The organism is Pseudomonas sp. N40(2020) (assembly GCF_014472415.1).
GTDB lineage: Bacteria > Pseudomonadota > Gammaproteobacteria > Pseudomonadales > Pseudomonadaceae > Aquipseudomonas.
Genome location: NZ_JACSZV010000014.1, coordinates 26,020 through 41,147 on the forward strand (window position 1 = coordinate 26,020; position 15,128 = coordinate 41,147).

Consider the following 15,128-nt stretch of genomic DNA (forward strand, 5'->3'; position numbering starts at 1 on the left):
TCATTCAACGCTTACTTAAGCCAGCTCAGGCTCGGCATTGGCAGTGACAGGTGCCACCACCGCTTGCCCACTCAATGCCAGATCCAGCAGCTCACGGTTGGCGACCGCATACATGGCGTAGTCAGTGCCGCTCGCAGCACGGATTTCCACCAGCATGGCGCGCCAGCGCGAGATCATGCCTTCGTGCTGTTCCATCCACAGCGCCAGGCGTGCTTCCACGTCCTGAGTGCCGTCGCCCTGTTGCAGGACGGAGATGGTGATCGCACGTTGCTGCCAGTCAACGTCATCACGGAACGCTTCACGGGCCAGGGCCTGCCAGTTGTTTTCAACCGGCAGAGCACTGATCTGTTGCAGGTACCAGGTGACATCCAGCGCACTGCCCACGGCGAAGTAGGCCTTGGCCACTTCGGCAGGGTTCTGGCCGGTCACGTCGGAGGCTTCGATGATCGGCAGCAGGGTGTACAGGTGCGAGGTACCCGCGACCATACGCGCCAGCAACTCCGGCACACCGGCTTCGACGTACGCCTGATAACGCGCCTGCCAGTTTTCACGGATTTCGCCGCTGAGCAGTTCGTCGAGCTTCAGACCCAGCTCTTTCAGGTGCGGACCGAAGTGCGCTGTGTCACGGGCAGCGTTCTGCTCGTTGCGACGGGCACGCAGGAACCAGCGCGTAGCACGGCGACCCAGACGCATCAGCTCGTCCATCAGCTCCAGTTGCACGTCAGCGCTGACTTGGTAGTCCAGCGCTTCAATCTGACGGAACCAGTGCGGGAGATGGAAAATGTCGCGCACGATCACGTAGGCGCCAGCCACGTTCGCCGGGCTCATGCCGGTCGACTCTTTGAGTCGTTGAACGAAGGTGATGCCCATGTGGTTGACCAGATCGTTGGCGATCTGGGTGCTGACGATCTCGCGCTTCAGGCGGTGACGACGCATGGCTTCGGAGAACTTGCTGACCAGGGTCGGCGGGAACGCCGTTTCCATGTCGCGGGTCAGGTAATCGTCGTCCGGCACCAAGGAACCCAGCAGCTGTTCCTTGAGGTCGATCTTGCTGTACGAGATCAGCACCGACAGCTCAGGACGGGTCAGGCCATGGCCTGCCGCAACGCGCTCGTTGATCTGCTCTTCGGTCGGCAGGAACTCGATGGCTCGGTCCAGCTTGCCGCGGCCTTCCAGATCGCCCATCAGACGTTTGTACTCGGCGATGCGCTCGTAGGCACGACGCGCCGCCAGGGACAGGGCCTGAGTCTGCTTGTAGTTGTTGCCCAGCACCAGACCACCGACTTCGTCGGTCATGCTCGCCAGCAACTGGTTGCGTTGCTTGTCGGTCATGTCGCCGGCCTGAACCACTTCGTTCAGCAGGATCTTGATGTTTACTTCGTGGTCGGAGCAGTCCACGCCACCGGCGTTGTCGATGAAGTCGGTGTTGGAACCGCCGCCATTGAGGCCGAATTCCACACGACCCAGTTGGGTCATGCCGAGGTTACCGCCCTCGCCCACAACCTTGCAGCGCAGTTCGTTGCCGTTCACGCGCAGCGCATCGTTGGCCTTGTCGCCGACATCGGCGTGGCTTTCGGTGCTGGCCTTGACGTAAGTACCGATACCGCCGTTCCACAGCAGATCCACCGGTGCCTTGAGCAAGGCGTTCAGCAGTTCGGTCGGGGTCAGCTTGTCGGCCTTGATGTCGAAGCGTTCTTTCATCTGCGGCGAGATGGCGATGCTTTTCGCGCTACGCGAGAAGATACCGCCACCTTCGGACATGATGCTGGTGTCGTAGTCGGTCCAGGCCGAACGCGGCAGATCGAACATGCGCTGACGCTCGACGAAGCTGGTCGCCGGGTTCGGGTTTGGATCGATGAAGATGTGCAAGTGGTTGAACGCGGCAACCAGTTGCAGCTTGTCAGACATCAGCAAGCCGTTACCGAACACGTCACCGGCCATGTCGCCGACGCCGACCACAGTGATGCTGTCTTCCTGAACATTGATGCCGCGCTCGCGGAAGTGGCGCTGTACGCCCACCCACGCGCCTTTGGCGGTGATGCCCATTTTCTTGTGGTCGTAACCGGCCGAACCACCGGACGCAAATGCGTCACCCAGCCAGAAGCCGTAGTCGATGGCGATGCCGTTGGCGATGTCGGAGAAGGTTGCAGTGCCCTTGTCCGCTGCTACCACCAGGTACGGGTCATCGTCGTCATGACGCACGACGTTGGCCGGCGGTACCAGTGCGCCGTCTTTCAGGTTGTCGGTGATGTCCAACAGGCCCGAAATGAAGATGCGGTAGCAGGCGATGCCCTCGGCCGCGATCTCGTCACGGCTGCCGCCCAGTGGCAAGCGACGCGGCAGGAAGCCGCCCTTCGCACCCACCGGCACGATGACCGAGTTCTTCACTTGTTGAGCTTTAACCAGACCGAGGACTTCGGTACGGAAGTCTTCTTCACGATCGGACCAGCGCAGACCACCACGCGCCACGTTACCGAAGCGCAGGTGCACGCCTTCAACGCGTGGCGAGTAAACGAAGATTTCGAACTTCGGTACTGGCTTCGGCAGCTCAGGAATGGCGTGCGGATTGAACTTGAAGCTGAAGTACGACTTGTTCTGGCCGTTGGCATCAGTCTGATAGAAGTTGGTGCGCAGGGTGGCTTTGATCAGGTCGAGGTAACGACGCAGGATGCGGTCTTCGTTGAGCACCTGAACGTCGTCCAGTGCGGTCAGAATCGCTTGTTCCAGACGCTGTTGCTTGTCTTCCAGATCATCGCTGCCGAGCTTGCGCGCCAGGTAGAAACGGGTCTTGAACAACCGGGTCAACTCGCGAGCGATGTCGGTGTGGTTGTTCAGGGTGCTGGCGATGTAACCCAGATCGAAGCCCAGACGGATCTGCTTCAGGTAACGGGCGTAAGCGCGCAGCAGCGCCACGTCGCGCCATGGCAGGCCGGCAGTCAGTACCAGACGGTTGAACGCATCGTTCTCGGCATCGCCGCTGACGATGTGGATGAACGCGTCCTGCAGGGTGTCGTTGAGTTGCTGGATGTCGAGGTCCAGGCCTTCAGCGGCAGTGAACGCGAAGTCATGAATCCAGAACTCGCGGCCATTGGTGTGACGCAGGCGGTACGGGAACTCGCCCAGTACGCGCAGGCCAAGGTTTTCCAGAATCGGCAAAACGTCGGACAGCGCCAGCGGGGTGTCGGCGTGATACAGCTTGCAATGCAACTCGCGCTGGCCGGAGACCTGGCCCAACGGCTGATAGAAGCTCATCACCAGCGGATTTTTTTCGTTCAGGCTCAGCAGGTGCTGCATGTCGACCACGGCCGAATGCGCGGCGAAACGCTCGCGGTAGCCGGCCGGGAAGCCTTTCGGGAAGTCCGCCAGCACGTTGGTGCCGTGGGCTTCGCCGAAGCTTTCGACGGTCAGTGCGGCGTAGTCGTCCTGCCAGCTGCGGCAAGCCTGTACGACTTCTTTTTCCAGCAGCAGCGGGTCCATGTCGATGCGGTTTTTCGGGTCGACACGCAGGATCAACTGCACGCGGGCCAGCACGGACTCGGAGAAGAACGTCCAGAACTCGCAGTCGGTGGCCTTCAGGCGCTCCATCAGAACCTGCTGGATCTTCTGGCGCACTTCGGTGGAATAGATGTCGCGCGGCACGTAGGCCAGGCAGTAGCAGAAGCGACCATACGGGTCTTTGCGCAGGAACACGCGGATCTTGTTGCGTTCCTGGATCTGCACGATCGACATCACGGTGGTGAACAGTTCGTCGACCGGAGTCTGGAACAGGTCATCACGCGGCAGTACTTCGAGAACCTGCGCCAGTTCCTTGCCCAGGTGAGCCTTGGACTGGAAGCCGGAGCGGCGCTCGATCTCTTCGACCTTGCGGCGGATGAACGGGATAACCCGCACACTCTCGCCATACACCGAGGAGGTGTACAGGCCCATGAAGCGGTGTTCCTTGATGACTTTGCCGTCAGCGTCGATTTCACGGATCGACACGTAGTCCGGGTAGGCCGGACGGTGAACGCGGCTTGGGTGCGCAGCTTTGGCGAACGACAGCAGGGTCGGCTCGCGCAGGTAGTTCACCGCGTAGTCTTCGATGTGACGGTCTTCGTTGGTCAGACCGGTGCGCAGCAGTTTGGTCAGGCCGAGGAAGGAGTTCTGGTCGTACTCGATGTGGCCACCATCGGCCTGATCGGTGACCACGAACTCTTCGTAGCCGAGGAAGGTGAAGTGGTTGCCCACCAGCCATTCCAGGAAGCTTTTGATTTCGGTCTTTTCGTCGGCATCGACGGCGAAAGCGCTGTTGTCGAGCTTGGTGAGGATTTCCTGCACCTTGGCTTTCATCGGCTCGAAATCGGCGACCGCGACGCGGACCTCACCGAGAACCTGTTCCAGCTCTTTGCTCAGCACATTCAATTCGGCCGCGTTGGCGCAACGGTCGATTTCCAGGTACATCAGCGACTCATGCAGGACGCCTTCGCCGGTGCTGCCTTTTGGCAGGACTTCCAGCAACTCGCCCTTGCTGCCACGACGCACGCTGAGCACGGTGGTTTGCAGGGTGTGGATGCTGTAGCCGCGGCGGTTCAGTTCGGTGCGGACCGAGTCGACCAGAAAAGGCAGGTCGTGGTGCAGCACTTCGACCGCGGTGTGGGTCGACTGCCAGCCATGGCGCTCGTAATCGGGGTTGTAGACGCGCACTTGCGGTTGCGCGTGATCGAAGCGCTCAAGCAGGCGCCACGCAGAAAGAGTACAGCCAGCGAGGTCGGAGAGGCGACGTTGAGTCAGCTCGTCCAGGGAAATGATGCCGAAGAATTGTTCAGCGAACAGCGCCACTTGTGGCAGTGCCTGTTCACTGATGTGCTGCGCCAGTGCCGCTTGCAGTTGGTGCTGGAAGTCGGCTTTGCTGGCTGCGGTGAAGAACGCCATCTGTGGTACTCCGCTTAAGCTTGTTATTGATGGAAAGCGTCGCGTGCAACACCCCTTCCGGGGCTTGAGTCACCCTGCTCCTGATTCTCGGGCAGAGGAAACAGGGGGACAGGTGGGTGAAGCTGGACGAGACACTCAGGTCACATTCACCTTCCATTGAATGGGCATCTGCAAAAACGACTGTCAGGACCGTCGACAATGCCTTTACGGGTGCTCATCCGATGCGCAGCTTAATGGGTGCGACAATGTGTCTGCTTGCGGTGCTGCGACATATTCGGTCATTGGCACGTAAACCGAGGCTTTGGCACCGGTAAACACTAGCAGTCAGGGCGAAAAACGCTGGTCTGAATGCCCGTATTTACGGGACATTCGTGCCAGGTGCAGACCTTTTGCCGCTACATATCCAGAAACGAAAACGCCCAAGGCCGTTTTATCGACCTTGAGCGTGGCATCGGGTTCAGCGCAGGTGCCTGAAGCAGATCAATTTGAACCTGAAGTTACTACCTGAGCGAAGAACGTTCCCGTTCAGTCTCCTCAAAGCACTTAGTATTTCCAGATCCCACTTGCGCATCCACTACAACTCTAACTAAAACAACAAGATAACTACCCTTCGTTTTTTCTTACAAACTGTAAAGAAATAACCCACAAACATCTCGGAACAAATTCATAGATTCCGACTTGGTTGAAGCGCAACTCAATGCTAACAATATAAGTCTCCTACCGCCCGACGGATCGGGCTTTAAATGCACAAGGAACTTGCACATGTCTCAACTGGAACTCCCAGGAATAATTACCTACGGCGACGGCTCATGGGAAATTATCAATTTGAATCCCAACAAGATTCGCGGTGATATCCGCAAGAATTACCCCTTGGGGAATCCAATGCATGGATTCACTCTTGCGATTCAGAATGACTACCATGCACGCCAGCAAAATCTTGAAGCCAACCTGCAATCTGAATTAAGCCAGGTCGATAGCAGACATCCACCCATTGCGAACATGACACCCGATGCATGGCTGTCTCGCACCCTAAACATAGTTAATGAATTGTTATTCCAGAAAAACACTGAGCTCCAACAACAATTGCAAACCGTAAAAAGCGCAAAACAATATGCAAAGTTGGAGGCCACTTACAATGCAATGATCCTCAACAATCAAATTGCAAGCCTCCAGGGCAAACAAACCAACTTGTACGCTGAAGTGAATCGTCGCCAAGCGGAAGCTCTGGCCATGCAACAGGCTGCCGAAGCCGCACGACAAGCGGAGGAGGCTCGTAAACAGGCGCACGAGCAAACACGTCTGGCCGCCATTGCCGAGGCCAACCGCATCGCTGAAGAGAGGGCGAGAATCGCCGCAGAAGAGCAAGCCAGGCAGATTGATGAGTACAAACGTGCCATAGCTTATGTTGCAGACGCGAACAAATACATCCTTGATAACTATGGCGCGAACCTGCATCAGGTCGTGATGGGCCTACAAAAGGCTATTTCGGGGAAGAAGATCAGAAGCTATAACGAGGCGATGCAGACATTCGAGAAAGTGCGGACCAATCCCAATGCGCGGCTCAGTCCGCAGGATACACGCGCGGTTGTGGACGCGCTAAATGCGCTGGATAAAGCGACCTATATGGACAGTGTCAACAAGCTCGCCAAGGGGTTTGGCGTGACCGGAAAAATCGTCCAGGCACACTCCGTTATCACCAAGGCAGTTATTGGTTTTCAGGATGGCAATTGGAGGCCCTTGATGTTGGAGTTTGAAAGTATCGCTGCCGGAATCGGAGCAGGTGCGATTCTGGCTATCGGTGCTGCGTTTTTCTTTCCGGCGCTTGCAGTTAGCACACCCGGTATCGTGGCGGTCGGCTTGCTGATAGCCGCAGTAGCAGCCTACTTGGATGCTGGCAACGTAGAAAAAATAAATATATTCATCCTCGAAAAACTAGATAGGGCATTGCCAGAAACATAAGAAACCCGATCTAGCAGGATTGAGGCCATCTGTTCGGCCCAATCCTGCTGCAGACCCCATATAAGCACGACATATCGGAGAATGCCTTGTGAATAAAAAGACACCGGAAATAACGGTACCACTATTGGTAGTCGGGATTTTCTGCATTCCGATTTTTTTTATAAATATTCTACTCCCCGCAGCGCCACAAACCAGTTTGGATTTCGCACTCAATGAATTCGTCGACGATCAACTATTTGGCCTGATTGGATTCTGGTCCTCTCTATTCCCTTTCAGCTCAAAAGTAACTGCAAACTATATCGCAATCACAGGACCAATATTTGCCAGCACGATCTTCTACAAGGTACATAAAACAATGAATATTGACCCGACACAGTACCAAACACACCTTATTGCAAGAATTATCGCAGGTATATTTTTTACCACTTTTATTACTCTATTTTGCACGCTCGCATTTTATTTAACCAACACTGACTTGGGGCAGAGCACTGGAAGGCTTGGCAATTTATTCGGCCGCAACGTACTCTTCTATTCCATATACTCTTCAGGAATGCTGATACTTTTTTTCCTGATCCCCTTTTCCTTCCATCGCCTTTTTTTTTACTTCCCAAGTCTCCTGATTAAAAAATCGCAGGAAAAGAAAAGACGGAGCCACTCAAAATGAACGCCCCATACTTTCCTTGAAACGTAAGCCTGCAAAAAAAAATCCAGGCTGGCAAAATCGCGGTTTCGAGCCTCTTGCTCCCGCTCAACCAGGAATACCCCCAATGCAAATGACCACCGCCCTACTCATCGTCAACCCGTGCGATGAAGAAGAAGACAACATGGCCATGCTCTGCTGCCACAGCGACAAGGGCGACATGTTCCTGATGAGCCGCTACCCGGACGAGGATGAGCTGGAGATCACGCTGGATGGCGAGCCTTCGACCCTGGACGGCGTCAAGGTGACCCTGACTCCGACTCTGCTGAAGATCGAGATTGCGGCGGCGGATGCCGATGCTCTGAATGGCGATGATGTGCTGGAGATCACCTTCAACCCGGATATGGTGGATATGGAAGAGGTTGTCGAGACATTGACGAAGATCCTCGACGGGACTGGCACCTTCATTAACGAGGTTTGATGGCGTCCGGGCTGGCCCCATCGCTAGCCGGCTCACTCCTACAGGTCGGTTTACGGCGATCCATTGTAGGAGTGAGCCTGCTCGCGATAGAGCCGGCACAGGCAACTAATCACTCCCCCACTACAAAATTCCAACAATTGCCCCAGTCATTTCCCGCACTTTGCGCAAAATGCCGTTAGTCGCCACCCCCCGCGATGGATTAAAGTAACGCCCCCAGCCCCGGCGTTATCCGAACGCCCGTGGCCACCCTTTCCAGGAACAGTCACCGATGGAACATCGTGAAGCGCTGCTGGCGCTGCGAACCTTTCTTTCAACGCAGATTCTCGGCCAGGAAAAACTCATCGAGCGTTTGCTCATCGCCCTGCTCGCCGACGGCCATATGCTGGTCGAGGGCGCTCCGGGTCTGGCCAAGACCAAAGCGATCAAAGAGCTCGCCGAGGGCATCGAAGCCCAGTTCCATCGCATTCAGTTCACCCCTGATCTGTTGCCCGCCGATATCACCGGCACCGAGATCTATCGCCCGGAAACCGGCAGTTTCGTGTTCCAGCAAGGCCCGATCTTCCACAATCTGGTGCTGGCGGACGAAATCAACCGCGCCCCGGCCAAGGTGCAGTCGGCCTTGCTCGAGGCCATGGCCGAGCGTCAGGTCAGCGTCGGCCGCAGCACTTACGAACTATCGCCGCTGTTCCTGGTAATGGCCACGCAGAACCCGATCGAGCAGGAAGGCACCTATCCGCTGCCGGAAGCGCAGCTCGACCGCTTCCTGATGCACGTCAAGATTGGTTTCCCCGATGCCGCCGTTGAACGCCGGATCCTCCAGCAGGCCCGTGGCGAAGCGCTGAACGGCGAGACCAAGCCCGAGCGCCGGGTCAGCCAGCAGGCGATCTTCGCCGCACGCAAGGAAATCCTCGGTCTGTACATGGCCGACGCCGTGGAGGAATACCTGGTGCAACTGGTCATGGCCACGCGCACGCCGGCCAAGTTCGATCCGGAAATGGCCGAGTGGATCGCCTATGGCGCCAGCCCACGCGGCTCCATCGCCCTCGACCGTTGCGCCCGGGCCCACGCCTGGTTGGCCGGGCGTGATTTCGTCAGTCCGGAAGACATTCAAGCCGTGCTGTTCGACGTGTTGCGTCATCGCATCATTCTGTCGTTTGAAGCCGAAGCCGCCGGCATCGATCAGGATCGGGTGGTGCAGCGGATTCTCGACGTCGTAGCCGTCGCTTGACCCCCATGAACGCCCCCCTGCCGTCGGAACCGGGCATCCGCATCAGCCTCGCCGAGCTGATCGAGATGCGCCACCGTGTGCGCGAAGTGCAGCTGTTTTCCACGCCGAGCCAGCGCAGCCCGCTGATCGGCCTGCATCACTCGAAATTCCGCGGGCGTGGCGTCGACTTCGATCAGGTGCGGGTCTATCAGGCCGGCGACGACGTGCGCACTATCGACTGGCGCGTGACGGCGCGCACGCAGGAGCCACACACCAAGCTGTTCCATGAAGAACGCGAACGGCCGATCTTCATCATGGTCGAGCAAAGCACGCGGCTGTTTTTCGGCTCCGGGCTGATGTTCAAATCGGTACTGGCGGCACAAGTGGCGGCGCTGATTGGCTGGGCCGCGCTCGGCCATAACGACCGGGTCGGCGGGCTGGTGTTCGGCGATAACGAGCATTACGAAATCAAGCCACGGCGCAGCAAGCAAAGCCTGCTGCAATTGCTTAACCGTTTGGTGAAGGTCAATCAGTCGCTGCACAGCGAGCGTGTGCCGGATCGCGATTCCTTTGGCGTCGCCCTGCGCCGTGCCCGCGAAGTGCTGCGCCCGGGCAGTCTGGTGATTGTGATTTGCGATGAGCGTGCGCTATCCGACAGCGCCGAACAGCAACTGAGCCTGTTGTCGCGCCACTGCGATCTGTTAATGCTGCCGCTGTCTGATCCGCTCGATCACGCCCTGCCTGCCGCCGGGCTTTTAAGATTCGCCGAACGCGGCGCACAACTCGAAATCGACACCCTCAACTTCGACCTGCGTCAGACCTATCGCGCTCAGGCTGAAGCACGCATCGCCCGCTGGGAATTGCTCGCGCAAAAGCTGCGGGTGCTGCTGATGCCATTGAGCACGCAGAGTGAAATGGTCGAGCAGATGCGCGAGTTCCTCAATCCGCAGCGTCCGGGGAAAGGTCGATGAACGGCCTCGAACAACTGCAACCACTGATGTCCCCGCCGCCGATAGCCTTCTGGCCACCGGCACCGGGCTGGTGGCTGCTGCTTCTATTGCTACCGCTGCTCGGTTTCGCCGTGTGGCGTCTGCGCCGTTTCATCCCGATCAAGAAACGCCCGATTGTGCGAGCCGAACAGCCGCTCGATCCAGTGCGCATCGCCGCCCTAGCCGAACTGGCACAAATGCCCAAACCTTACGACGGCGCGCCGGCCGGGGCCTGGCTGCAACAACTCAACGGTCTGCTCAAACGCCTGTGCCGCAACCACTACCCCTATAGCCAGAGCCACACGCTCAATGGCCGCAAGTGGCTGGCGTTTCTCGACAACCGCTGCCCGGCGGCGGGCCTGACGCGCTGGATGGTGTTGGTCGAAGGCGCCTACAAACCGGAATGCAAACTCGACGACAAGGCCATCGCCGGCCTGACCCAAGCAGTCGACACGTGGATTCGCAAGCATGTTTGAATTCGCCTGGCCGTGGATCTTTGTCCTGTTCCCGCTCCCTTGGGTGATGCGCCTCGTGCTGCCCGTGGCCGACAGCGGCGAGCCGGCGCTTAAAGTCAGCTTCCTGTCTGATCTGGAAGGTCTCGCCCGCCGCCGTGCTCGGGCCAACCTGCCGGCGTGGCGTCAGCAGGCACCGTTCATGCTGCTATGGCTGTTGCTGTTGACCGCCGCCGCGCGTCCGCAATGGCTCGGCGAACCGTTGCCGATTGCCGCCAGCGGTCGTGATCTGTTGGTGGCGGTGGACGTGTCCGGCTCGATGGATTTCCCCGACATGCAATGGCAGAACGAAGACGTCAGCCGACTGACTCTGGTGCAACACCTGCTCGGCGACTTCCTCGAAAGCCGCGACGGTGACCGCGTAGGCTTGATCCTGTTTGGCAGTCAGGCCTACCTGCAAGCACCGCTGACCTTTGACCGCCACACCGTGCGCGTCTGGCTCGACGAAGCGCGGATTGGCATCGCCGGCAAGAACACCGCCATCGGCGATGCCATCGGTCTGGCACTGAAACGCCTGCGAATGCGCCCGGCGCAGAGCCGCGTGCTGATTCTGGTCACCGACGGCGCCAACAATGGTGGTGAAATCGATCCGCTGACCGCCGCAAGACTGGCCGCCAGCGAAGGCGTGAAGATCTACCCGATCGGCATCGGTGCAAACCCTGAAGAAAGCGGTTCCACCGCTTTGCTCGGGGTCAATCCGAGCCTGGATCTTGACGAGCCTTCACTCAAAGCCATCGCCGAAGTCACCGGCGGCCAGTATTTCCGCGCACACGATGGTAAAGAGCTGCAAGCAATCAAGGAAACCCTCGACCAGCTCGAACCGGTGACCCAGCAACCGACTCAGGCACGCCCGGCGCAAGCCTTGTATCAATGGCCGCTGGCGCTGGCCCTGTGGCTCAGTTTGTTACTGGTCGCCCGCGAATTGTGGCCGGACAACCCGTTGCAACGCCTGTTCACCAAGCAGCTATATCTGCAAAGTCCGCTGCCTGACTGGCGTGAACGCCTCAAGCGTCTGCGTCTGCGGAGGCGCCGATGATCGCCCTCTGGCCGCACTGGTTCCGTCCGTGGTGGTTGTTGCTACTGCCACTGCTCGGCTGGTTGATCTGGCAGCTCTGGCACCGCCAAAAGCGCGCCGGACGCTGGCAGATGATTCTGCCGCCAGCGTTTCACGCCACTCTGCTCAGTGGCGGTAACGGTCGTGAAAGTAAATTGCCGTGGGTCGCCCTCGGCGTGGCGTGGTTGCTGACGATTCTGGCGCTGCTCGGGCCGAGTTGGGAGCGCGTCGAACAGACCAGCCAGAAACCCGCCGATCCGTTGGTGGTGGTGCTGGAGCTGACTCCGGAAATGCTCGCCACCGATTCACCGCCGACGCGACTGGAACAGGCGCGGCGCAAGCTGTTCGACCTGTTGCAGGCACGCAGCGACGCGCAGACCGCCATTGTCGTCTACGCCGGCAGCGCCCACACGTTAGTGCCGCTGTCGGATGACTTGGCGACCAGTCGCAACTTGCTCGACGCGCTCAAGCCTTCGTTGATGCCGCAAAGCGGGCATCGTGCGGATCTTGCGGTGGACAAAGCGCTGGCCTTATTGAAACAAGGTGCGCTGGGTCAGGGCCGGATCCTGTTGATCGGCTCGTCACTGAGCGAGGAAGAACGCCAAGGCATTCACCGCGCACTGAGCGGGCAATCGGCGCAATTTTTGATGCTCGGCATCGGCACCGCCGAAGGGGCACCGATCGCTCAGGAGGACGGCAGTTTCCTCAAGGACGAACAAGGCGCGATTCGCGTGCCGCAACTCGACAGCCCGGGCCTTTCGGCGTTCCTCAACAGCGTCGGTGGTGAATACCAGCCAGCCCGCCTGGACGAAGGTGATCTGGGTGCGCTCGGCCTGCTCAACGGCCCGCGCAGCTTGCGCGATGACGGCCAGACCGTGCGTCTGAATACCTGGGCCGATCAAGGTTACTGGCTGCTGTTGCCACTCTTGTTGCTGGCTGCGTGTGCGGGGCGACGCGGCTGGTTGTTCTGCCTGCCGTTGCTGTTCTGCCTGCCGCAACCCAGCTACGCTTTTGACTTCGAAGACCTGTGGTTGCGCCCCGATCAACAAGGCCTGCACTTGCTCAAACAAAAGCGCCCGGCCGAAGCGGCGCAACATTTTGCCGATCACCAGTGGCAAGGGGTGGCGTTGTACGAGGCCGGCGACTACAGTGGCGCCGCCCAGCGTTTCGCCGAAGGCAGCGATGCTCGCGCCCACTACAATCGTGGCAATGCCCTGGCAAAAAGCGGTGAGCTGGAAGCGGCAATTGATGCTTATGAGCAGGCACTGGAACTGCAACCGGACTTGCGCCCGGCGCAGACCAACAAGGCGCTGGTGGAAAAACTGCTGAAGCAGCAGACCACGCCGCCGCCCAGCGAGCCGGAGACCCAACCGTCGGAGCAAAATCTGCCTGGTGATGAACCGCCGCCAGCGACTACGCCACCACCGGCAGTAAAAAGTGAAACCCAGAGCGAGGCCCAGCCCGCCGAATCGGCCAGCGAACCACCGCCGACTACCCCGCCGCAACCGGGCCCCAATGAAGTGCCGGGCAGCGAACCGGACGAAGAACAGAACGAGGTGCCGCTGCTGCATCCCGGCGAGGGCAACCTCGAAGGCGAACAACGTCAGGCACTGGAGCAATGGCTGGGCAAGATCCCGGACGACCCGGGCGAATTGCTGCGACGCAAATTCTGGTACGAACAGCAACAACATCAGGATCAGGAAAACACTCGATGACCCGCTTCACCGCTCTCTTGCTGCCACTGCTGATCTGCACAGCCACCGCACAGGCGGCCGAGCTGACGGCCAGTGTGGATCGCAGTCGCCTGAACTCCGGCGAGACGGTCGAGCTCACCCTCGAAACCAGCGATGTCACCCAGTTCGGTAAACCCGACCTGACGCCGCTGGAGACACAGTTCGAAGTGCGCGGCACGCGGCAAGTCAACCAGCTCAACACGCTCAATGGCGCTGACCGCGCGACCACGCGCTGGATTATCACCCTGCTGCCGAAAGAGAACGGCAGCGTGGTGATCCCGCCATTACAAATGGGTGACACACAGAGCCAGCCCATCACAGTGCAAGTGGTCGAGAGCGATACCCGCGAAGACAAGAACAGCCTTGATCCGGTGTTCATCGAGGCCAGCCTCGACCAGTCCAGTGTCTACGTGCAGGCCCAGGCGATCCTGACCCTGCGCATCTACCATTCGGTGTCGCTGTACGACGACAGCAGCCTGACGCCGCTGCAACTCGCCGATGCGCGGGTCGAGCAACTCGGCGACACCCGCACCTACGAGAAAGACATCAACGGCGTGCGGCACGGCGTGATCGAGATGCGCTACGCGATCTATCCGCAGCACAGCGGATTGCTGACCATCGCCCCACAGACCTTCAGCGCGACGCTGGTCGACACTCAGCCCTCCCAGGACGCGACCGCGCAAGGGCCGAAACCGGGCAAGCTGCTGCGGGTCAGCTCCACGCAAATTCCGCTGACGGTCAAACCCAAGCCGCTGACCTACCCCGCCGATGCGCCATGGCTGCCAGCGCGCAGCCTGAGCCTGAGCGAAAGCTGGAATCCCGAGCCTGAGCACACACAGGTCGGCGACTCCCTTACACGCAGCCTGACGCTGAAAGTCGAAGGCCTGGCCAGTTCACAACTGCCGGCGCTGCCCGCCACCGAAGTCAACGGCCTGCGCCGCTACCCGGATCAACCGGTGCTGAACAACCACAGCAGCGACCGTGGCCTGATCGGTAGCCGCGAAGAACGCGAAGCACTGGTGGCCAGCCGCAGCGGCTCGATTGAATTACCGACAGTCGATGTGGTGTGGTGGAACACCTTCGAAGATCATCTGGAACACACCAGCCTGCCGGCGCGCACCCTGCAAGTGGCGAACAACCCGAGCCTGCAAGTCGACACCCCGACCGGCAGCCTGCAACCGAGCACGGTCGATAACGATGTGTTGTGGTGGTGGAAACTCAGCACCCTGATCCTCGCCTGCACCACCCTCCTCGGCTTCGGCCTGTGGTGGCGCGCGCGCTGGCAACCGGCAGTCCATCGCGCCGCACAAACCGGCCCGAGCCCGCGCACATTGATGGACGATATCAAGCGTGCCAGCCAGGCCAACGATCCACAGGCGACTCGTCAGGCGCTGGATGCGTGGGCGCGTCAGCAGCCGGAGACGCTGGCCGATATGGCGGCGCGGTTTGTGCCATTGTCGGATGCGCTGGATGGGCTTAATGGTGCGCTGTACAGCGAGACTGGCCAGCATTGGCAGGGTGAGGATTTGTGGCGGGCAATCCGCACGATTCCGGCGGCGGAACGGGTGCAGGATCCGGTGGGTGACAGCGGGTTGCCGCCGCTTTATCCGAAGTAAAAAGCAAAAGATCGCAGCCTTTGGGC

The 15,128-nt window shown here is 59.3% G+C and carries 10 protein-coding genes; 9 read left to right on the forward strand and 1 reads right to left on the reverse strand.

Annotated features, from left to right (window positions below; translation table 11 throughout):
• Positions 1-15: 15 nt before the first annotated feature.
• Entirely contained in the window at positions 16-4,911 is a 4,896-nt protein-coding gene (locus tag IAI51_RS11535) for an NAD-glutamate dehydrogenase (RefSeq protein ID WP_187678603.1), read from the reverse strand.
• Positions 4,912-5,673: 762 nt separating this feature from the next.
• On the opposite strand from IAI51_RS11535, the gene IAI51_RS11540 reads away from it, so the two are divergent.
• The 9 genes from IAI51_RS11540 (at position 5,674) to IAI51_RS11580 (ending at position 15,102) form a co-directional block, all read left to right on the forward strand.
• Positions 5,674-6,870: a colicin-like pore-forming protein gene (locus tag IAI51_RS11540; RefSeq protein ID WP_187678604.1), complete on the forward strand. Its 1,197-nt coding sequence runs from the start codon at positions 5,674-5,676 to the stop codon at positions 6,868-6,870.
• An 88-nt stretch (positions 6,871-6,958) separates the two neighbouring features.
• Positions 6,959-7,534, forward strand: coding sequence for a hypothetical protein (locus tag IAI51_RS11545; protein WP_187678605.1), 576 nt, complete (start codon positions 6,959-6,961; stop codon positions 7,532-7,534).
• A gap of 103 nt (positions 7,535-7,637) precedes the next feature.
• Positions 7,638-7,991: a hypothetical protein gene (locus IAI51_RS11550; protein WP_187678606.1), complete on the forward strand. Its 354-nt coding sequence runs from the start codon at positions 7,638-7,640 to the stop codon at positions 7,989-7,991.
• Between the two features lie 268 nt (positions 7,992-8,259).
• A complete protein-coding gene (locus IAI51_RS11555) occupies positions 8,260-9,219 on the forward strand; it encodes an AAA family ATPase (protein WP_003218556.1) in 960 nt (319 codons plus the stop codon).
• A 5-nt stretch (positions 9,220-9,224) separates the two neighbouring features.
• Positions 9,225-10,169, forward strand: a complete 945-nt coding sequence (locus IAI51_RS11560) for a DUF58 domain-containing protein (protein ID WP_187678607.1) — start codon at positions 9,225-9,227, stop codon at positions 10,167-10,169.
• A complete protein-coding gene (locus IAI51_RS11565) occupies positions 10,166-10,663 on the forward strand; it encodes a DUF4381 domain-containing protein (protein WP_187678608.1) in 498 nt (165 codons plus the stop codon). Before IAI51_RS11560 ends, IAI51_RS11565 begins: the two co-directional genes overlap by 4 nt.
• The gene (locus tag IAI51_RS11570) at positions 10,656-11,735 is read left to right on the forward strand and encodes a vWA domain-containing protein (protein WP_187678609.1); all 1,080 of its coding nucleotides are present in this window, start codon (positions 10,656-10,658) and stop codon (positions 11,733-11,735) included. Before IAI51_RS11565 ends, IAI51_RS11570 begins: the two co-directional genes overlap by 8 nt.
• Entirely contained in the window at positions 11,732-13,468 is a 1,737-nt protein-coding gene (locus IAI51_RS11575) for a vWA domain-containing protein (protein WP_187678610.1), read from the forward strand. Before IAI51_RS11570 ends, IAI51_RS11575 begins: the two co-directional genes overlap by 4 nt.
• Positions 13,465-15,102 carry a BatD family protein gene (locus tag IAI51_RS11580; RefSeq protein ID WP_187678611.1) on the forward strand — a complete coding sequence of 546 codons (1,638 nt, stop codon included), beginning with the start codon at positions 13,465-13,467 and terminating at the stop codon, positions 15,100-15,102. The genes IAI51_RS11575 and IAI51_RS11580 overlap by 4 nt, the downstream gene beginning before the upstream one ends.
• Positions 15,103-15,128: the final 26 nt, after the last annotated feature.